At 44.1% G+C, this 19,966-nt stretch carries 17 protein-coding genes and 1 tRNA gene; 9 read left to right on the top strand and 9 right to left on the bottom strand.

Annotation, left to right across the window (positions count from 1 at the left end; genetic code table 11):
• Positions 1-78 precede the first annotated feature (78 nt).
• Entirely contained in the window at positions 79-666 is a 588-nt protein-coding gene (gene rimJ / locus GKR61_RS03540) for a ribosomal protein S5-alanine N-acetyltransferase (RefSeq protein WP_036954560.1), read from the bottom strand.
• Between the two features lie 501 nt (positions 667-1,167).
• On the opposite strand from rimJ, the gene mdtH reads away from it, so the two are divergent.
• Together mdtH and GKR61_RS03530 are read left to right on the top strand one after the other, a co-directional pair.
• Positions 1,168-2,373, top strand: coding sequence for a multidrug efflux MFS transporter MdtH (gene mdtH / locus GKR61_RS03535; protein WP_036954565.1), 1,206 nt, complete (start codon positions 1,168-1,170; stop codon positions 2,371-2,373).
• A gap of 39 nt (positions 2,374-2,412) precedes the next feature.
• Entirely contained in the window at positions 2,413-2,973 is a 561-nt protein-coding gene (locus GKR61_RS03530; RefSeq protein ID WP_036954568.1) for a lipoprotein, read from the top strand.
• A gap of 111 nt (positions 2,974-3,084) precedes the next feature.
• Here GKR61_RS03530 and GKR61_RS03525 read toward each other — a convergent pair whose 3' ends face one another.
• The 3 genes from GKR61_RS03525 to ghrA form a co-directional block, all read right to left on the bottom strand.
• Entirely contained in the window at positions 3,085-3,804 is a 720-nt protein-coding gene (locus GKR61_RS03525) for a YnfC family lipoprotein (RefSeq protein ID WP_154599320.1), read from the bottom strand.
• 86 nt (positions 3,805-3,890) lie between these two features.
• Positions 3,891-4,451 (bottom strand): TorD/DmsD family molecular chaperone, encoded by a 561-nt coding sequence (locus GKR61_RS03520; protein ID WP_154599321.1) that lies wholly within the window; start codon positions 4,449-4,451, stop codon positions 3,891-3,893.
• A gap of 289 nt (positions 4,452-4,740) precedes the next feature.
• Entirely contained in the window at positions 4,741-5,682 is a 942-nt protein-coding gene (gene ghrA, locus GKR61_RS03515) for a glyoxylate/hydroxypyruvate reductase GhrA (RefSeq protein WP_154599322.1), read from the bottom strand.
• Between the two features lie 341 nt (positions 5,683-6,023).
• Between ghrA and GKR61_RS03510 the strand changes: the two genes are divergently transcribed.
• A tRNA-Ser gene (locus tag GKR61_RS03510) sits at positions 6,024-6,111 on the top strand.
• Positions 6,112-6,124: 13 nt separating this feature from the next.
• On the opposite strand, the gene GKR61_RS03505 is transcribed toward GKR61_RS03510, so the two are convergent.
• From GKR61_RS03505 to GKR61_RS03485, 5 genes are all read right to left on the bottom strand, one after another.
• Positions 6,125-7,639, bottom strand: a complete 1,515-nt coding sequence (locus GKR61_RS03505; protein ID WP_154639549.1) for an alanine/glycine:cation symporter family protein — start codon at positions 7,637-7,639, stop codon at positions 6,125-6,127.
• Between the two features lie 84 nt (positions 7,640-7,723).
• The gene (locus GKR61_RS03500) at positions 7,724-9,208 is read right to left on the bottom strand and encodes an aldehyde dehydrogenase (protein WP_036954587.1); all 1,485 of its coding nucleotides are present in this window, start codon (positions 9,206-9,208) and stop codon (positions 7,724-7,726) included.
• An 11-nt stretch (positions 9,209-9,219) separates the two neighbouring features.
• Entirely contained in the window at positions 9,220-10,086 is an 867-nt protein-coding gene (gene dapA, locus GKR61_RS03495; RefSeq protein WP_108478204.1) for a 4-hydroxy-tetrahydrodipicolinate synthase, read from the bottom strand.
• A 15-nt stretch (positions 10,087-10,101) separates the two neighbouring features.
• Entirely contained in the window at positions 10,102-11,349 is a 1,248-nt protein-coding gene (locus GKR61_RS03490) for an NAD(P)/FAD-dependent oxidoreductase (protein ID WP_154599323.1), read from the bottom strand.
• 9 nt (positions 11,350-11,358) lie between these two features.
• Positions 11,359-12,309 (bottom strand): 4-hydroxyproline epimerase, encoded by a 951-nt coding sequence (locus tag GKR61_RS03485; protein ID WP_154639548.1) that lies wholly within the window; start codon positions 12,307-12,309, stop codon positions 11,359-11,361.
• A 152-nt stretch (positions 12,310-12,461) separates the two neighbouring features.
• On the opposite strand from GKR61_RS03485, the gene GKR61_RS03480 reads away from it, so the two are divergent.
• The 6 genes from GKR61_RS03480 (at position 12,462) to dauA (ending at position 19,914) form a co-directional block, all read left to right on the top strand.
• Positions 12,462-13,301 (top strand): AraC family transcriptional regulator, encoded by an 840-nt coding sequence (locus GKR61_RS03480; protein ID WP_154599324.1) that lies wholly within the window; start codon positions 12,462-12,464, stop codon positions 13,299-13,301.
• 299 nt (positions 13,302-13,600) lie between these two features.
• Positions 13,601-14,224, top strand: a complete 624-nt coding sequence (locus GKR61_RS03475) for a CDP-alcohol phosphatidyltransferase family protein (protein ID WP_036954608.1) — start codon at positions 13,601-13,603, stop codon at positions 14,222-14,224.
• Between the two features lie 9 nt (positions 14,225-14,233).
• Positions 14,234-16,000, top strand: coding sequence for a bifunctional alpha/beta hydrolase/class I SAM-dependent methyltransferase (locus GKR61_RS03470; protein ID WP_036954612.1), 1,767 nt, complete (start codon positions 14,234-14,236; stop codon positions 15,998-16,000).
• Between the two features lie 167 nt (positions 16,001-16,167).
• Positions 16,168-17,508: a phosphatase PAP2/dual specificity phosphatase family protein gene (locus tag GKR61_RS03465; protein ID WP_036954615.1), complete on the top strand. Its 1,341-nt coding sequence runs from the start codon at positions 16,168-16,170 to the stop codon at positions 17,506-17,508.
• Complete coding sequence (locus tag GKR61_RS03460; RefSeq protein ID WP_036954619.1) at positions 17,505-17,918, top strand: hypothetical protein; 414 nt, start codon at positions 17,505-17,507, stop codon at positions 17,916-17,918. The genes GKR61_RS03465 and GKR61_RS03460 overlap by 4 nt, the downstream gene beginning before the upstream one ends.
• Before the next feature lie 280 nt (positions 17,919-18,198).
• Positions 18,199-19,914, top strand: a complete 1,716-nt coding sequence (dauA, locus tag GKR61_RS03455) for a C4-dicarboxylic acid transporter DauA (RefSeq protein WP_154599325.1) — start codon at positions 18,199-18,201, stop codon at positions 19,912-19,914.
• Positions 19,915-19,966: the final 52 nt, after the last annotated feature.

Here is a 19,966-nt window from a genome sequence, read left to right as displayed (position 1 = left end):
GATTGCTAGACTAAAAGAAGACAATCGCAGCAGTTTAACAGCGGATGGCAAAACTGACTACGATTGTAGAGTAAATGTTTAGGCTTTAGTCGACTTCCATTCATTGTCGGTTAATGCCGTTAAGACGTGGTCGCGCCATTCTCCATTAATTTCGAGATACTGCTTTGCATAACCTTCACGTTCAAAACCTAGGCGAGTGAGCAAGTTACCGCTGCGCATATTATGGGGCATGTAATTCGCCATGATGCGGTGCATGCCTTGGTGTTTTTGCATGTAACGAATAATTTGGGTTAAAGCTTCGTACATCAGCCCTTGTCCCTGCCATTTTTCACCCAGCGAATAGCCCAGATAACACGCATGGAAGGAGCCGCGTAAAATATTGCTAAAATTCGCGACGCCAATCACTTCGTTTTCATCTTTATCCAATAAAAGGAAATGAAACGCGCTGCCTTGGCGATGCATTTCGCTCATGGCATGTAGGCGGTTGTTCCAACCTGAAGGGTTAAAATGAGAGTTGTCACGGGTAGGTTCCCATGGGGTTAGGAACTCTTTGTTTAAGCTGTAATAGTCCGCAAGTCGGTAATTATCTCGTTCGTAGGCTAAACGGATAATCATTCTGTCTGTCATTAGACGCACTTTGGGTTCATTTGAACGATAACCAAACATCGTTAGCCCTTAATTAGTAGTGTTACCAGTCTTACTTTCGATGTTTGAATTATAACTTAAATTTATCACTTAACTAATTCAATTCTCTCTATAATTAAGTCATTTTTTGAGCGGTTGGTTTTGTTTTATTTCATGTGTACGTAAAAAACTCACGATTGATGTTTACAGATAAACCCTAGATACTCCTATTTCGTGCTTTTCACCTTAAGCTAGAGCATTAGAAATACATAAACTAATAATACTTCAGGAACCTCCGATGTCCCGATTATATTTCGCTTTAAAATAGTTCACATTAGAGGTAGGCGGCAAGTGAGTGAGTCCCTTGGAGCATACATCAGTATGTGACGAGGGCGAACGAACGTAGCCAACACCCCTATAATGGGAAATATGACGGATTTATCGATAAAAAAATATCATGGTGCATATACCATCATTCCCGCCAAACTCCTGATACTATTAATAAGAATCATTCCTTCCGTTACTATTTTTTTATGGTGTTTCATGGCGCAGGTATCACGGGCAAGAAGCCTCGGCAAATATTTCCTTTTACTCGATAATATGCTGGTTGTTCTTGGCTTTTTCGTGGTTTTCCCTTTAATTTCAATTCGCTTTGTTGAGCAGCTTGGCTGGGCAGCTGTGGTGGTTGGGTTTGCCCTTGGACTTCGCCAGTTTGTGCAGCAAGGATTTGGGATTTTTGGGGGCGCGATTGCCGACCGATTTGGTGCAAAACCGTTAATTATTATCGGGATGCTGTTGCGTGCCGCAGGCTTTGTGTTGATGGCTTTGGCGTATGACCCTTGGGTGTTATGGCTTTCTTGTATATTGTCTGCCCTTGGCGGCACCTTGTTTGACCCTCCTCGTACCGCTTTAGTGATTAAATTGACCCGCCCTTATGAGCGTGGGCGTTTTTATTCATTATTGTTTATGCAGGACAGCGCTGGCGCGGTGATTGGGGCATTAATTGGTAGCTGGCTTTTACAGTATGACTTCCACTATGTTTGCTGGGCTGGCGCGGCAGTGTTTGTGATTGCGGCTCTACTTAATGCTTGGCTACTTCCTGCTTATCGCATTTCCACCATCAAAGCCCCTATTCGTGATGGGATGCGTCGAGTCTTGAAAGACACCCGCTTTGTGACTTATGTGATCACGCTTTCTGGCTACTTTATGCTGTCAGTACAAGTAATGCTGATGTTTCCTATCGCCGTTAACGAATTGGCTGGCACACCAACGGCGGTGAAATGGATGTATGCTATTGAAGCGGCAATTTCCCTGACACTGCTTTATCCGATTGCCCGTTGGAGCGAAAAACATTTCCGATTAGAGCAACGTTTGATGGCAGGGTTATTTTTAATGAGCCTGAGCATGTTCCCTATCGGTATGACCACATCGGTCAATATTCTGTTTGTGTTGATTGGTATTTTCTATTTGGGGACTATCACCGCCGACCCTGCTCGTGAGACCCTGAGTGCATCCCTTGCCGACCCTCGCGCTCGTGGTAGTTATATGGGCTTTAGTCGACTCGGTCTTGCGCTAGGCGGTGCCGTTGGCTATACCGGTGGCGGTTGGATGTACGATATTGGGCACCAATGGAATATCCCTCAGCTTCCTTGGTTCTTGCTCGGCACTATTGGTTTTATCACTTTGTGGGCGCTTCATCGCCAATTTAACCGTAAAAAAATTGAAACAGTCATGTTGAGCGGGCAGTAATACGTTACACTTGGGTTATTACTGTATAAAGGAGTGATTATGAAAAACATTTTCTTGGCATCTATCTTTGGATTGCTATTTATTCTCACGGGTTGTGACAAATTAACCGAATTTACTATCAGTGAATCACAAATTAACAGTTACCTTGCGACCAAGGTTAAGTACGAAAATAATATCGGCATTACTGGATTTGCAGATGCGGATATCACCTTACATAACTTGCAATCAGAAATTGGTCGTAGCGAACCAGGCATTATTGCATTAAAAGGCGAAGCCACTGTCACAATGAATTCACTACTTGGTGCTGCGGCGGCCGATATTGCACTGACCTTAACCGCGCGCCCTGTTTTTGATGCACAAACAGGCTCTATCTATTTGAAAGAGCTGAAAATTACCCAATATAAAATTACACCAGAAAATATGGAAACCGCCATTTCCGTGGTGATCCCGTATTTAAATAGCTCCCTTGATACCTTCTTCGCGACTCAGCCTGTTTACGTGCTCAACCCTGATAACAGCGCCGCAGAAGCGACTGCGAAAAAACTCGCTAAAGGTTTAGAAATCAAACCGGGTAAATTAGTTATTCCAATGGTTGATTAATTGACCATAAATATTTTTGATTGATAAATTGATAATCTAAAAATGAAAAAAGCAACCTTTCTGATAGGTTGCTTTTTTATTGGAATGCCATTTATCTTTAATACTAAAAAGTCACTCGTAATAACTCGTTTTGTATTCAAAATCGAATTTTTCTACCCGTCCATCACTGTATGTCACCACACTGGTACATACTGTTGGGTTTTTATGATCATCATAATGGGTGCATTTTTGAGTTGTTTCGACAAACGGTTGCTGATTTTTCGTCGTATGAAACAGAATTTTAGTGACTAAGCCATTAGTGAAAAAGTATTCATTTTTTGTATTAATAACTTCATTTCCATCGAAATATGTCGTTTCTATCGGTAAAAAATGTTCACCATAAACAAACGTCGCTATCTCTTTCTTTCCTTGAGTGATCTTATTAACAAGACCATCACGATAATAATATTTCCAATCTTGCAGTTCTCCGGTTTGTAAATTGCACATCTTATCGATGCCATAACCTTTGAATTTTTGTTTATCGACTAAGTAATAAAGTTGCTTAAATTTTCTGACAATCACAAATGCTGTTTCACTGTCTCTATTGTAATAACTTAAATTATTGAGACAGCCATGGAGATTAAAAGACACAGTCACTCTTTTGCTGAGCCCTTTCTCATCGTTCATGATTTGCGTTAATTCTTTTACTTTTCCGTAAAGCGGGTCAAATTGAAATTCCGTGCTGTAATTAACCATGCGTTTATTATAGCTAGGCAGATCATTATCCACTTGTGCCAGTGCTAACGGTGAAATAAAGAGCAACATTAAGCCGTGAAGTTTTGTCGAGGTCATTGTGTCTATCCTTTTAACCTATGATGAGAGAAGACGGTTCCACACCTATCTTCTCTCAATCATCAGTCTTTAAGTGACAGTGTCACTTATTCATCACCACTCTCTGAGTCAGATTCTAACTCATCACGCAGTGCAATGACGGCATCGCGGGTAATTTGCGCTAATGTACGGTAAAACGGCGTTGTCGCGTGAGCTTCAACTTTCCCCAGAAATGCGCCATACCAGCTCAAGATATAGCTGTCGAATAGCTCTTCCTGCGCGGCGGTTTCGTCTTCAGCAGCTTGGTCTTCTAGCCATGATGCGGCTAACAGTAGCGCACCAAATGCATCCGTTGGGGCATCGGTTAAGGTCATTCCACGAGTCACAAGAAATTCGCGAATTTCCGCTTCAGTGATTTCTTCATCATAGCGGTGAGCAAAAGGTGGAACCGTTGGCTCACTACCAAACATTGATTGATAATCCGCCGTGATAGCCTTGTGATCCACTGCCTTAGCCATTCTTACCCACAGCTCATCTTGCTCCAAGGGCCATGAGGCTTTGAGCTTATCTTGAGCAATCATATCGATAAGAGGCTTCACAAGCGCATCGTCCGGAGAGCGTTGAAATAAGGTACCTAAAATACGGCAGACGATTGAGAATTCATTCATGGGTTTCTTCCTGTGGCGATTTTCCTGCAATCACTTTTTCGTGATCATGATGCGATGCAGTATACCTGAAAAAACAGAAAACCCACGCTTTGAGAAATCGAGATAAGACATCAATGATGAATAGTGACTATTTCTTAAAAAATCAGATATCTGATAACTGAAGCATCCTCAAAATAATTCGCGCTGTGGCTAGGCGTCAAACGAGGTTATCTCGGGGAGCATACAAAAGTATGTGACCCGAGTGACCGAGAGCAGACAACAACGCCACAGCGTGAAGTATGAAGAGGATTTAGTAGCCTTGGGCTAAATTAACTATCCCCTCTGGCTGCTCACCCCTTTCAATCCGCTGAATATTACTCGCAATCATATCCATCGCTTCATTCGGCAACGTAAACGCGGCAACGTGTGGCGTAATGGCGATACGTGGATGTGTCCAGAATGGGTGCATATGTGGTAGTGGCTCAGTGGCAAAAACATCGAGAGACGCCCCTGCAACTTGCCCTTTTTCTAATGCTTCCAGCAAGTCTTGCTCAATTAAGTGCGCACCTCGGGCGAGGTTAATAATATAGGCGTTCTGTTCCAGCTGGCTGAATAATTGATGATTCAAAATACCCACCGTTTCTGGCGTGCTTGGTAGCAGGTTCACAATCGCGCGGGTTCCTGATAAGAAATCCGCTAACTGGTCTTGCCCATAGTAACTTTTCACATTTGGGATCTGCTTTTCTGAGCGACTCCACGTTCTGACTTTAAGACCAAAACTGGCTAAGCGTTTTGCCACGGCTTGACCTAACGCCCCTGCGCCCATCACGCCCACCACAAACTGGTCATGGGTGTAAGCTGGCAGTTGTTTCCATTGACGCTGGGATTGTAACTGACGGTACTCATCCATACGACGGAAGTAATACAAGACTTTTGCAGCGGCATATTCTTCCATTTGAATGGCCATACCCGTGTCTTCTAAGCGCATCAGTGGAACGCCTGCCGGTAATGTTCCCGGGTTATCTTGCTCTTGCTTTAGAATCGCATCCACCCCCGCGCCTAATGCGAAGATTCCTTTTAAGTCTTGGCGACCCGCAAGGCACTCATAAGGAGGAAGCCATACCATGGCATAATCTGCCTGTTGGGTATCTCCCGGCTTCCATTGGCGAATATTGGCTTGAGGCAATCGAGCACGCATGCCATCAATCCACTGATTGGCATCAAAAAATGGATGGTAAAATAAAATATTCATGGCAACTCCTTATAGGTTTCCACCAGAGTGTGCGTAATGATGTTTATTTTCAAGTCAATACCCCATATTTATATCCATAAGATGAGGATTTTGTTAAGGAGTTAACGGAATCTGGATTAATTACTTGAAGTTTAAATAAACAATTTATTATCAATTTCTAATCAACCGTAATTTATTAAGATTAGAGAGTAACCAAATTGGTTTTTATTTAGCTAAACGATAGAAAAAAGTGGATTTTTATTTAATTGGGAGTTGACGGAAGGCGCTCTTTTCCCTATAGTAGCGCCCCGTTGAAGGACAAGTTATTTATAACAAATTCTACAACCACAATTTAGAAAAACGGTGAGGTGTCCGAGAGGCTGAAGGAGCACGCCTGGAAAGTGTGTATACGGCAACGTATCGAGGGTTCGAATCCCTCCCTCACCGCCATTTCTAATCTAAGTTATTCTTCCTTAAGTAATTTCTCGTTTATCTTCCCAGAACCATCGATTTTATCAATCCCAACGCCTTGCGCATGATATTCACGACTGATTTCTTCCCATAACTCTGCGTTTTCTACACCTGCGGCCTTCGGATCAAACACCGGATCAACCCCTAATTTAGTTTGTCTTTCAAAATCACGTAACGCTCTTAAAGCGGGTTTCGATAAAAAGACAATCGCAATCAAGTTTAAGTAGCTCATACTGCCGAAGCCGATATCACCCAGTCCCCACATAATACTGACTGATTGCACGCTGCCCATAAAGACAATCACTAGGAAGACAAATTTCAAAATCAGCTTCAACACAGGGTATTTAAGCTTACGGTCAAGATAAACAATGGTGGTTTCTGCAATATAGTAGTAAGCCATAAGCGTTGTGAAGGCGAACAAGAATACCGCGATAGAGACAAACCCCGCACCCGCCGATGTAAATACCGTAGAAACTGCCATTTGAGTCCATGCAGTTCCTGCTGCCACACCTGGCACATACTCCACAAGGGCAGTCGCTGAACCATCAGGGAAAACGTTGTACATATTGGTGACTAAAATCATCAGTCCCGATGCTGTACACACAACCACGGTGTCGATATAGATAGAGAATGCTTGGATAAGCCCCTGTTTGACCGGATGGCTAACTTCTGCCGCCGCGGAACTGAACGTCGCTTCACCGACTCCTGCCACGTTTGAAAACACGGCACGACGCACGCCCCAAGACACCGCGGTTCCCACGATCCCACCGAATACCGCATCCATTCCCATCGCACTGCGGAAAATTAAGCTGAACATGCCAGGCACGCTATCCCAATGGCTGCCCAGAATAATCACCATCATCACGATATAAGCTAATGCCATGATAGGAACAATTTTATCGGCTGCGCTCGCAATACGTTTCACGCCACCAAAAATTAACCACGCCATTAATACCGTCACTAATGCACCTGTTGCCATTGGTGGAATATTAAATGCCGTTTGGAACGAATCCGCGATGGTATTGGCTTGAATACTCGGTACCAACACACCGTAAGATAAACAGATCACTGCCGCAACAAAGATAGCAAAAGGCTTTAATTTCAATCCTTTTTCAATATAGTACGGTGAACCACCACGATATTGATCATCTGAGCGCTGCTTATAAATTTGCGCCAGTGTAGACTCAATAAAGGCGCTCGCGCCTCCAAGTAAGCCCATGACGACCATCCAGAAAATTGCGCCGGGACCACCTGCCGCAATCGCTGTTGCTACCCCTGCAATGTTACCGACCCCAACACGCCCCGATAATGCTAAACAGAAGGCTTGGAATGAGGAAATCCCGTCTTTTGATGCTTTATTTCCTTTTAATAAACAGACCATTTTGACGATGTAACGAAACTGAACACCGCGTGTTGCTAATGTGAAATAGAGACCGACACCCAGAGATAAGAATACGAGAGCATTACCCCAGATGTAACCAACGATGGTATTAACGATGGCTTCCATATGTACTCCTCGACTATTGTAATTGTATTTGTGTATTTGCAAGGGTCGAAACCTGAACCCCGCAAGGTTCAGGTCAATGTCATTTTACTGATTGATAAACCAGATAACTTTCGTTTGGGTGTATTGCTCAAAGGCTTCTAAGCCGTTGTCTTTTCCACCAAAACCTGACTGACGGAAACCACCAAATGGCGTGGTGATATTACCTTCGCTAAATCCGTTGACGGACACCGTCCCCGCATTGATACGACGTGCAATATTCATCACTCGATGGACATTTTGGCTATAAAACGATGCAGCCAATCCGTAGTGAGTGTCATTGGCTAAATTGACCGCCTCGTCATCGGTTTTAAACGATGTGACGGCTAAAATGGGACCAAAAACTTCATGTCGAAAGAGAGACATTTCTGGCGTAACGGCATCAAAGATAGTTGGTTCTATATACCATCCTGAGCCGAGGTCACTATGTATTTTTCCTCCTGTTACCAATTTTCCACCTTCTTTAACGGTGGTATCTAAAAACGATTTCACTTTTTCAAAATGCGCCTGTTCAATCATTGGACCAATAGAAACTCCTGCCTCGCGAGGGTCTCCCACTTGCCATGTTGATGTCGCCGCAGTTAACTTTTCGAGTAAGGTTTTTTTGACATTTTCATGCACAATTAAGCGAGAGCCACAGCTACAGTTTTCGCTCATATTCCAGAACGCTGCCGCCATAATATGTGGAATAGCCGCATCTAAGTCCGCATCCTCAAACACCACTTGCGGGCTTTTCCCGCCGCATTCCAAGACAATCTCTTTTAGGTTACTTTCCGCGGAGTATTTCAGGAATAAACGCCCCACTTCGGTTGAACCAGTAAACGACACCACATCCACATCAGGATGGCGTCCTAAGGCTTCCCCGACTTTCTCACCTAGTCCACACACTAAACTTAACGCACCTTTAGGGACGCCAGCTTCATAAGCCAGTTCCACCATGCGGTAGGCACTCAAGGAAGTTAATTCTGCGGGTTTAACAATCACCGAGTTCCCGACCGCCAACGCCGGTGCCACTTTCCATGCAAACATTTGAGCAGGGAAGTTCCAAGGTAGAACTGCGCCCACAACCCCAATCGGCTCATGAACAATCAGCCCCATTTCTTGGCGACCCGTTGGCGCAATTTTTCCGAACAGTTTATCGATAGCTTCCGCATACCAATAGAAGGTTTCCACCGTTGCGGGTAAGTCTGTGTGCAAACATTCCGTGATGGGTTTCCCCGCATCCACGCAGTCTAAGGCCGCCAGCTCTTCACTGTGCTTTTCAATTAACTGCGCCCAGCGCAGCATCACTTGCTTACGTTCTTGGGGAGATAACCCACTCCAGCACCCTTCTTCAAAGGTTTCTCGAGCAATATTTACGGCTGCATGAACATCTTGCGCGCTGCCATCCGCAATATAACCAATCGCGCTATTATCAATAGGCGTATAATTTTTGAGTTTGGCGCTACCACTTTGGTAGCCCGCAATTAAATTCCCCGCCCACAGTTGGCTCTGTTTTGCTCGCTCAAATATCTGCTCTTTGGTGATCAACATATGCAACCTCGCTATGGTTTGATCAGCGCAAGAAACTCATGACGTTCTTGCTGGCTAATATTTGACAGAGGCAAACGAACTGGCCCCACGTTAAAGGTGCCTTTTAAGCAACCCGCTTTGGCTTTTTGGTTATAATTACCTGACTCCATGGAATAAATGGCTGGGTAAATCTCTTGCATGATCTGCTTCGCCTTCGCCCAATCCCCTTTTTGCGATGCGTTAAAAATCGCCACTTGCTCGGCAGGGAAAACATTACCTGCACCGGCAATCCAGCTTTTCGAGCCCCAGAAGAAAAAGTCCACAGGTTGGTCATCACAGCCACAAATCACTTCAAAGTTTTTAAATGGCGTTTGTAACAGATGCAGAGCGCGGCTAAAGCTGCCACTGCTCTCTTTGATAGCGACGATATTGTCGATTTCAGCCAATCTCACCACGGTATCTAACTCAATTTCGATACCAATACGGGCTGGGAAGTTATACATAATGATTGGTAGCGAGGTGGATTTCGCCACCTTTTCGTAGTGAGCATAAACGCCGTTTTGATCCGGCAGGCTGTACGGAGGCGGCGACAGCATCAACCCTTCGTAGCCCAGTTCTTTCGCTTGTGCTGCGCGTTTAATTGCGCCCTCGGTAGATAAGTCATTAATCCCTGCGATCAGTGTCACACGCCCTTTGGCAATTTTACTGACCGTGGTTAATACGGTTTTACGTTCATCTTCATTTAATGCGTAATACTCACCCGTGGTGCCGCAGACAACTAACCCAGTCACACCACTGGCGATCAGTTTTTCGGTTAACTCTGCTAACGCCGTGATATTCAATGAAAGATCATCATGAAACGGAGTGACTAACGGAACAAGGATGCCATGAAAATTCATTATAATTCTCCTGAATTAAAGAAAGCGCTTTATCGAAAAAGGCGAGCAATCGAGCGGTGTCGGTTGCCCGTGGATCATGTTATTAACGATATCTGCGGTAATTGCCGCTTGTGTTAGCCCTAAGTGTTGATGCCCAAAAGCAAAAACATACGGACCTTTTTGGTCTATGACCGGTAAGGAATCTGAGATAGTGGGACGAAAACCCATCCATTCACTGGTATTCTGGCTATCCAATGGCATTTTTAGCATCGGGTTAGCTAACGGTAAAAAGTGACGAGCGCGCTGCATATTCGGTGGGCGTTTTAGTCCTGCATATTCCACCGTACCCGCAAGACGTAACCCACCGTTCATCGGCGTCATAATAAAGCGGCGATCCATACTGGAAATGGGAATTGATAAACGCCCTTTTTCATTTGGCAGCATCAAGTGATAACCGCGCTCCGTTTCTAACGGCACATTAATGCGGCTCACCATCTTCACTAACGATTTCGAAAATGCACCACCCGCAATCACCACTTTATCAGCGATAAATGTGCCTTGTGATGTGGTTAAATGAGCTTGGCTCGCCGATGACGAATCAATCGCCGTGACTTCACACTCAGTCAGGACTTTTCCCCCTAACTGTATGAATGCTTGAGTTAATCGCTCATGCATTAAGGCGAGATCCACCACATGTCCAGTCTCGGGATAGAACAATCCACCGATTTGGTTATTGGCAAGTTCAGGTTGCTGTGCCAACAGTTGGGATTGATCCCAGAATTGGTTATGCACCCCCATGCTATTTAAATACTCACCGTGGCGACGCAGTTTTTCGAGGGTCGACTGTTTCTCAGCCACCAGCAAAGAACCTTGGATTTTGACTAAATCCTCTAACTGCCACTGCTTAGAAAATGCCTGCCAAGAAGCCAATGATGCCCCATTGAGCATGGAGAGAACGTGGTGAATATGCATAAACGGTTTGTGGCGCATATTGCCCAACAATTTCAGTAACCATGGTGTGAGCGGCAATATATAACGCCAATCAATACGCAATGCGCCTAACGGGTCGAGCAACATGCTAGGAATTGATTTCAAAACGGAGGGGTCAGCCACAGGAAAAACCTGCTCCGTGGCGATATGCCCTGCATTGCCAAATGAAGCACCAGATCCAATTTGGTTTTTGTCGACCAATAAAACGCCCGTGCCTTGATTCTGGACAGATAACGCAATACTGAGCCCGACAATGCCACCACCCACCACAATCACAGAATATTTGTTATCCATTGGCTTACCTCACTCCACCGTGATCCCAAAGCGGAACGGGTCGTTTTTATCGATCAACAAGGTATTTTCGCCGCTGATATAGGCATTTCCGCGAATAGTCGGGATGATGCCATTAGCATCTGCAATCTGATAGCTAGCTTGGAATTGGCTACCGATGACACTTGCCTGACGCCAAATTTTGCCTTCCGCGAGTTTGTTGTCTGCCGCAAGACACGCCAGCTTGGCACTTGTTCCCGTACCACAAGGAGAACGGTCATAGGCACCGCCCAGGCATAAAACAAAACTTTGGCTATCCGCATCTTCGCAATGACCAAATAGTTCGATGTGGTCGATTTCTTGGTTATCTTTACCAAAAATACCTTGGTCAACAAGGGCTTGTTTGATTTTCAAACAGATTTCAGTCAGCGCCTTCGCGTTCCTATACTGGATAGCGAGTGGTGAATTTTCGACGAGGAAAAACCAGTTTCCTCCCCATGCAATATCCCCAGTCACTAGCCCAACCTCCGGCACGTTGACTTGGACGGCTTTGCGATAGCGGTATGCGTAGACGTTTTGAATGCTCACGCTACCATCTTCATGTAATTTAGCGGTCACATCCCCGACAGGGGTTTCAATTAAATGCTCCCCGTAACCTATGCGCCCTAAGTAATGCAATGATGCGACCAAACCAATGGTGCCGTGACCACACATACCTAAGTAGCCTTCGTTATTAAAGAAAATCACCCCGGCGGCAGCTTTCGGATTCACTGGTTTGCAAAGTAATGCGCCCACTAAAATGTCATTTCCACGTGGTTCTAAAATCGTTGTGCAGCGCCAATGATCATATTCCGTACGTAATTTTTGCAGGCGCGACGCCATGTCTGCATTCCCTAAATCAGGAAAACCCTCAATTACTAAACGTGTCGGTTCTCCTGCGGTATGAGAGTCAATGACTTCAATTTTCTTATATTTACTCTGCATCAGTTCATCCTTATTAATATCATTTGTTAATAGAATGCTTGATTTATGTAAACAACTCTTGATATCTTTCGAATCAACCCATGCGTATTTCTGCACAATTTAAAAACATTTCAGATAACTATTAAAATTAGTTGAATGCATTGGAGCGCAATATGATTGATTTAAATAAACTGTTGTTGATTAGTCAGGAAAACATGCTTTTTCCCGTAGATAATATTAATAATTTGTTAAATCATCTTGGGTTAGTGATGCCACTGATTAATACGCTTCCTAATGTGACTTTTTTCGTTAAAGACCGTAATGCCAAATACTTACTTGCCAATGAAAACTTGGCTAAACGGTGTAAAGTTGATCAACCAAATGGCGTAATAGGAAAAACTGCAGAAGATATCTTCCATGCAGATTTAGGCCAAAGTTATAGCTCTCAAGATTATTTGGTTATGCAGAAAAAAATCAGTGTTATCAATAAACTAGAATTACATCTCTATAAGGCAGGGTTATTAGGCTGGTGTTTAACAACCAAGGTGCCGATTTTTGATACTAAAAATCAGGTTATCGGTGTTGCGGGAATTTCGGTAGATTTGCAGGATGAAAAATCAGTGAGTCCAAAATTAAATGGTCAATTGGGACGCGTTGAACACTATATTAGTCAGCATTTTGATACTGCCATTAAAATAACGACTCTGGCTGAGATTTCAGGGTTGTCATTATCACAACTCAATCGTCAATTTAAAACGGTATTTCATATTACTCCCCAACAATATATTCAAAAGAAACGCCTTGAACACGCGATTGAATTATTAGAAGAAGACTATTCGATTACGGATATTTCCATTAAATGTGCCTACGCCGACCACAGCGCATTCTGCCGTAAATTTAAAGAACTCACTAATATGACCCCAAGCCAATTTAAACGCATGCGTTCTACTCTTAATCATAAGTGCAATAATAATAAAGCCACTCATGAATTGGATATGGCTTATTCTATTTAACCCTCAGAAAACGCGCATTTTCTTTAAAGGCTGCGCGTCTTTTCTTTTTTGAAACACGCGAACTTTTTTCTATCCATTCCCTCTAAATTCTCAGTTGCTCTTTTAGGAAGTAATCGTTGAGTCTCTTTTTGTTGTCACTATGAATCACTGTAACGATAAATTGCTGTCACGGTGAATAGTTATCACGATAAATAGTTGTAACAGTGAACTTAGGACAGCTCTTATTGCAGCTAAAACATAATCGCGTATTGATATAGCACTAAACTGCACACTATGCGGCATATTTTAAGGATGAGTGAATGACCATTTATGATCTGAAACCGAAGTTTCAGAATCTGTTACGCCCTATCGTTCGTCAGCTCTTTGAGGCGGGAATTACAGCCAACCAAGTCACCCTCGCAGCATTAGGGTTATCCATTATCGTTGGTGCTCTATTAGCCATTTTCCCTAGCCCTTATTTGTTTATCCTGCTGCCGTTTGTCCTTTTCATTCGCATGGCGCTCAATGCTATTGATGGCATGCTGGCACGTGAACATAACCAAAAAAGTCACCTTGGAGCAATGCTAAATGAGTTAGGCGACGTCATTTCTGATGTTGCCTTATACCTGCCTTTCGTGCTGATTTTCCCGCATGCATTTTGGTGGATTTTACTGATCCTATTCCTCAGCGTTTTGACTGAATTTATCGGCGTCATTGCTCAAGCGATTGGCGCATCTCGGCGTTATGATGGTCCCGTAGGCAAAAGCGATCGTGCTTTTGTTTTTGGCGCGCTCGGGTTGTTTGTCTGTATTTTTCCGCAACTGATGACCGCAAGTTGGATCAATATCCTGTTTGTCATCTTTGCCTTGCTGTTGTCCTATACCTGCTATAACCGTATTCGCCGCGCACTGACTGAATTAAGTGCAGTATCGGAAAATAATTAAGGAATAATTATGAACGCTCAAACTGACTATTCGACTCAGCGTCCTGTTGTCGAATCTCAATTTACCACCAGTGATCATACCAATTTGTTTTATCGTTATTGGCCAACTGAACAAATCACCGATAAAGCCATTATTCTGTTTCACCGTGGTCATGAGCACTCTGGTCGTGTTGCGCATTTAGTGGATGAGTTGAACCTCCCTGATTTTGCTATGTTTGCATGGGATGCTCGTGGACACGGTCGTAATGAGGGTCCGCGTGGCTACAGCCCATCGCTAGGTACTTCCATCCGCGATGTGGATGAATTTGTCCATTACGTATCAGAGCAATATCAGATCCCATTCGAAAACATTATTGTTATTGGTCAAAGTGTCGGCGCCGTTTTGGTCTCTACGTGGGTGCATGACTATGCGCCTAAAATCCGAGGTATGGTGTTAGCCTCACCTGCATTTAAGGTCAAACTGTACGTCCCATTTGCCCGTACAGGCTTAGGGTTAATGCAAAAAATTCGCGGTTTGTTCTACGTGAATTCTTATGTAAAAGCCAAGTTTTTAACCCACGATGAGCAGCGTATCCACTCGTTTAACAATGACCCACTGATCACGCGCCCAATTGCCGTGAATATTCTTTTGGAACTGTATACCACCGCAGACCGGGTGGTAGCGGATGCCGCGGCCATCACTTTGCCAACTCAGTTGTTTATTTCTGGTAGTGACTATGTGGTACACCATAAACCACAGCATCAATTTTATGAGCGCCTAAATACCTCAATTAAAGAGAAACATATTCTTCCTGGTTTTTATCACGATACATTAGGTGAAAAAGAACGCCATATTCCTATCGAAATGATCCGCCAGTTTGTTGATAAATTATTCACTCTGCCACTGTATCAACATGATTATCAGTTCGAAGATACCTGGAGCACCAGTGCTGACGCATTCCGCTCATTGAGTGTGCCACTGCCTAAATACTGCCCGAAAAACCTTGCTTATAAAATCATGAGCAAATCGATGAGCACATTAGGCAAAGCATCTGAAGGTGTACGTATCGGCTACGATAAGGGTTTTGATTCCGGCTCTACCCTCGATTATGTCTATCGCAACGAGGCGCAAGGTTCCGGTCTATTTGGCCGTATTATCGATAGGCAGTACCTCAACAGTATTGGCTGGCAAGGGATCCGCCAGCGTAAAGTCAATATTGAAAACATTATTCGCCAAGCTATTCGTGAACTGACTAATAACGGGAAGCCTGTTCGCATTATGGATATTGCCGCGGGTCAAGGTCGCTACATTTTTGATGCCATTAATGACTACGGAAAAGTCGATTCCGTTCTACTGCGCGACTACAGCCCAATTAACGTTGAGCAAGGGCGTTTACATATCAAAGAGCGTTACTTGGAAGATAAAGTTCGCTTTGAAGAAGGTAACGCATTTGATGCAGACGATCTCGCGGCAGTTTCTCCTGCACCGACGTTGGGAATTGTCAGCGGTCTATATGAGCTTTTCCCAAGCAATGAGCTGATCCGCGCTTCCCTTGATGGGCTTTCTCGTGCCATTCCATCTGGTGGTCTACTCGTCTATACCTGCCAGCCGTGGCACCCACAAGTTGAAATGATCGCCCGAGTACTGCCAAGTCACCAAGGTGGACAAGCGTGGGTAATGCGCTGCCGCAGCCAAGGCGAAATGGATGCTTTAGTCGAAGAAGCTGGCTTCGAAAAAATCACGCAGTCCATCGATAACTGGGGCATTTTTAGTGTTTCCCTTGCAAGGCGTCGTTAATAATTTATCTTTTTAACCAACAGGTTATTGGTATCATTATCAATAACCTGTATTTTTATCTGCTCAGCTCTCATTTAACCTGCAAATAGCTCACTTGGCTTGCAGATGACTGATTGATGTACCTTCAGTGCATCGAGAGGCGATTAATAAGGATAGGAACCGAACCCATGCTCCATTTAGCCCAAGATACGCGCCCGACATCACGACGCCAGATTTGGCTCTATGGGTTAGTTTGGTTGCTATTTTTAGCCCCTTTTTTCTTTTTAACCTATGGGCAAGTCAATAATTACACCGCGACACTGCCTAATGTGCCTTCTTATGTATACGGATGGGAAACACACATTCCATTTTTGCCATGGACCATTATCCCCTATTGGAGCATCGACCTGTTCTATGGGCTTTCCTTGTTTGTCTGTGTTACCCGCCGTGAGCAATGCATCCATGGTTTGCGTTTAGTTGCAGCCTCCCTCATCGCCTGTGCCGGCTTTTTACTTTTTCCACTTAAGTTCAGCTTTCCTCGCCCTGAAACCAATGGGGCATTCGGCTGGATGTTCGATAGCTTAGAGCTGTTTGACTTACCTTATAACCAAGCCCCTTCACTGCATATTATTTTACTGTGGTTACTATGGTTACGCTTCCGAGCACATACTCCAACTCAATGGCGCTGGTTACTGCACAGTTGGTCAATCCTTATTTTGTTCTCCGTTCTCACCACATGGCAGCATCATTTTATCGATGTGATCACCGGCTTCGCCGTTGGTGTCATCATCAGCTACTTGTTACCCATTAACACTCGCTGGCAATGGCGCTATACCGGTAGCCCTCGTAGCCTGAAAATAGCAACAAACTATGGAGTCGGCGCTATCGCCTGCTATGCTCTCGCCTTTCTCGTGCAAGGTGCAACATGGTGGCTCCTATGGCCTGCAATCGCCTTAACTTTCGTCACACTAGGCTATTTAGGTGCTGGTGCTTCGATATTCCAGAAAACAGCCTCTGGGCAGGTTTCTCCTTCTGCCACATTAGTTTTACTTCCTTATCGCCTGATCGCTTGGGGTACCTATCATTACTATGCCAAGCGCTGCCAGCAACCTAGTATTGTGAACGAAAAAATAGTTTTGGGAGGACGCCCGTTATATCCACTGCAAACTCAAGCCGTTCTCGATATGACTTGCGAGTGGCCTCGCAATAACTACAGCCAAGGTAAAAATTATTGTAGTCAGCCACAGATTGATTTGTTACCTCTAAGCCCCGAGGATATTGAGAAAGCCGTTATGACCATGGATAGACTCGCCCAAAGTGGTTCGGTGTATGTTCACTGTAAGTTAGGCTATTCCCGTAGTGCGACGGTTGTAGTGGCTTGGATGGTACATCAAAATATGGCGGAAAATATCGATGAGGCAATCGCTCATGTGGAACAAGTTCGCCCTCAGGTGATTTTAAATTCAGCGACTGTTGAACAGTTACATCACTGGTATCAGCAATTTCATATACGGAGAACACAGCAATGAGTTCATTGATGGATAAAAACCGTGGAGATGTGATTGTGGTATTCACCGCAAGTTGGCGCTATTTTGCCGTAGGTGCCATCCTCGCGTTATTGGGTCAATTCGCTTTACTGCTTCATGATTCAATCTCACATTTTAGCCTCGCGGTGAGTGTCGGGCTATTTTTTGCCAGCCAATACTTCATTTTCCGCCTATGGCTTGACCATCATTTCTTCAGGCTAATTTATCGCCAGGGTGATACCCAAGCCTTTGATAATGCTCTCGGACTCTTATTTCCTCAATCCTCTAGAAACCCAAATAGGGAAAACCGAAGCATGGAAAGTCGCTGGGAAGGCACTCGCAAATTATTTCAGCGTACCAGTTATTGCGTGGTTCTCTTGTGGGGATGGTTATTATTTTCGCTTATTTTTTAGTTTGTTTTGGGTGGTATTTAAATAAACGGTAAATTGACTATTAATTAATTATCACACCTTTTAAATTGCTGTTTAAAATAGCAAATCGATAGTTAATAATTATTTTAAATACATTTAATGATATTTAACGGAGTAAATAACGCTTTTTTACTTTTGATACTGAAAACGTTATGATAATTGTAGTTTCATTGATAAATAACACATTTTTTTGATTCAGTTAGGCGTATCCTCATACCTTCATTTCGTTTATTTTTCACCCTGTTATTTTGGTAGGGTTTTAATGAGTACAAAAAATATTAATAGATTGCGTCCTTTTAGCGCATTGATTGATTCCTGTTGGAAAGAGAAATACACCGCAGCCCGATTTATGAAGGATTTAATTGCGGGCATTACCGTTGGGATTATTGCAATTCCACTGGCTATGGCACTCGCTATAGCCAGTGGTGTTCCACCTCAATATGGTCTTTACACCGCTGCCATTGCGGGGATTGTCATTGCAATTTCGGGTGGTTCCCGTTACAGCGTTTCTGGTCCAACTGCGGCCTTTGTGGTTATCTTATACCCCGTATCCCAACAATACGGGCTTAGTGGCTTATTAGTCGCGACATTGATGTCAGGGATTATCTTGCTGGCGATGGGTTTTGCTCGCTTCGGTAAATTTATCGAATATATTCCTGTATCCGTCACGCTTGGCTTCACGTCGGGGATTGCGATTACGATTGCGACCATGCAAATCAAAGATTTTTTTGGTCTGCACATGGAGCATGTTCCTGAAAACTATGTCGATAAAGTGATTGCGCTGTCTAAAGCATTTCCAACCCTACAATACAGTGACACCTTGATTGGGCTTGCGACTTTATTAGTGCTGGTTTTCTGGCCTAAACTCAAAGTTCGCCTACCGGGACACTTGCCTGCAATTATTGTCGGCACCCTGATCATGTGGGTGCTAACCCTGTTTGATATTCAGGTAGAAACTATCGGTTCTAAATTTAGCTATTTATTACCGGATGGAACTCAAGGTAACGGTATTCCGCCTATTCTGCCGCAGTTTATGTTGCCTTGGGAGTTACCGGGTAGTGCGCCCATCAGTTGGTCGATGATCACCGCATTGATGCCTGCCGCTTTGTCAATGGCTGTTCTTGGTGCAATTGAATCCCTATTGTGTGCCGTCGTGCTCGACAACATGACGGGGAAAAAACACCATTCCAATAGTGAGCTTATTGGTCAGGGATTAGGGAATATTGCCGCCCCATTCTTTGGAGGGATCACCGCAACCGCGGCGATTGCCCGTTCGGCTGCAAACGTCCGCGCTGGTGCAACATCCCCTATATCGGCTATTGTGCACTCTATTTTAGTATTGCTGACCTTGCTTATTCTTGCACCATTGCTCTCCTATTTACCGCTCGCTGCTATGTCCTCACTGCTACTAATTGTGGCGTGGAATATGAGTGCCGCTGGCAAAGTGTTTACGTTGATCCGCCGCGCGCCAAAAGATGACATTATTGTTTTACTGCTGTGTATGTCATTGACTGTCCTATTTGACATGGTTATTGCTATCACTGTCGGAATTGTTATCGCATCACTGCTGTTTATGCGCCGAATTGCCAATATGACACGAGTAACCCAACTACCAGAGACTCAAGAAGATAAAAGCCTGCTGGTTGTGCGAGTGAATGGTCCCCTGTTCTTTGCCGCCGCAGAGCGTATTTTTGATGAGCTGCGGGTAAAAAGTCACGGTTATGAAACAATTGTGATGCAGTGGGATGCCGTACCTGTATTTGATGCAGGGGGGCTAGAAGCTTTCCATAAATTTATTGATATCGTTCGTAAAGACACCCACATTATTGTGTGCGATATTCCATTCCAACCACTGAAAACATTAGCGCGTGCCAATGTTCGTCCGATTGATGGCGTGCTGAGCTTCCAAAATTCACTGAAAAGTGCATTAGAAGAAGTTCATCAGATCCAGGAAAATAAAAAGCAGCTTCAGTCATAACAGTGCTACCGTGTTATTAACTTAACGCTGACAATAAAAATGCCGCACTGAC

The organism is Providencia sp. wls1916 (assembly GCF_009706585.1).
In the GTDB taxonomy this organism is placed as follows: Bacteria; Pseudomonadota; Gammaproteobacteria; order Enterobacterales; family Enterobacteriaceae; genus Providencia; species Providencia lanzhouensis.
Note: the sequence above shows the minus strand (reverse complement) of the source record. Positions and strands in the feature narration are given on the sequence as shown.

Coding starts and splice junctions, on each gene's coding strand:
- GKR61_RS03500 (WP_036954587.1), bottom strand. CDS start 9,208: ATGTTGATCACCAAAGAGCAGATATTTGAGCGAGCAAAACAGAGCCAA.
- mdtH (WP_036954565.1), top strand. CDS start 1,168: ATGGCGCAGGTATCACGGGCAAGAAGCCTCGGCAAATATTTCCTTTTA.
- rimJ (WP_036954560.1), bottom strand. CDS start 666: ATGTTTGGTTATCGTTCAAATGAACCCAAAGTGCGTCTAATGACAGAC.
- GKR61_RS03485 (WP_154639548.1), bottom strand. CDS start 12,309: ATGCAGAGTAAATATAAGAAAATTGAAGTCATTGACTCTCATACCGCA.
- ghrA (WP_154599322.1), bottom strand. CDS start 5,682: ATGAATATTTTATTTTACCATCCATTTTTTGATGCCAATCAGTGGATT.
- dauA (WP_154599325.1), top strand. CDS start 18,199: ATGAGTACAAAAAATATTAATAGATTGCGTCCTTTTAGCGCATTGATT.
- GKR61_RS03505 (WP_154639549.1), bottom strand. CDS start 7,639: ATGGAAGCCATCGTTAATACCATCGTTGGTTACATCTGGGGTAATGCT.
- GKR61_RS03525 (WP_154599320.1), bottom strand. CDS start 3,804: ATGACCTCGACAAAACTTCACGGCTTAATGTTGCTCTTTATTTCACCG.
- dapA (WP_108478204.1), bottom strand. CDS start 10,086: ATGAATTTTCATGGCATCCTTGTTCCGTTAGTCACTCCGTTTCATGAT.
- GKR61_RS03465 (WP_036954615.1), top strand. CDS start 16,168: ATGCTCCATTTAGCCCAAGATACGCGCCCGACATCACGACGCCAGATT.
- GKR61_RS03470 (WP_036954612.1), top strand. CDS start 14,234: ATGAACGCTCAAACTGACTATTCGACTCAGCGTCCTGTTGTCGAATCT.
- GKR61_RS03530 (WP_036954568.1), top strand. CDS start 2,413: ATGAAAAACATTTTCTTGGCATCTATCTTTGGATTGCTATTTATTCTC.
- GKR61_RS03490 (WP_154599323.1), bottom strand. CDS start 11,349: ATGGATAACAAATATTCTGTGATTGTGGTGGGTGGTGGCATTGTCGGG.
- GKR61_RS03480 (WP_154599324.1), top strand. CDS start 12,462: ATGATTGATTTAAATAAACTGTTGTTGATTAGTCAGGAAAACATGCTT.
- GKR61_RS03460 (WP_036954619.1), top strand. CDS start 17,505: ATGAGTTCATTGATGGATAAAAACCGTGGAGATGTGATTGTGGTATTC.
- GKR61_RS03520 (WP_154599321.1), bottom strand. CDS start 4,451: ATGAATGAATTCTCAATCGTCTGCCGTATTTTAGGTACCTTATTTCAA.
- GKR61_RS03475 (WP_036954608.1), top strand. CDS start 13,601: ATGACCATTTATGATCTGAAACCGAAGTTTCAGAATCTGTTACGCCCT.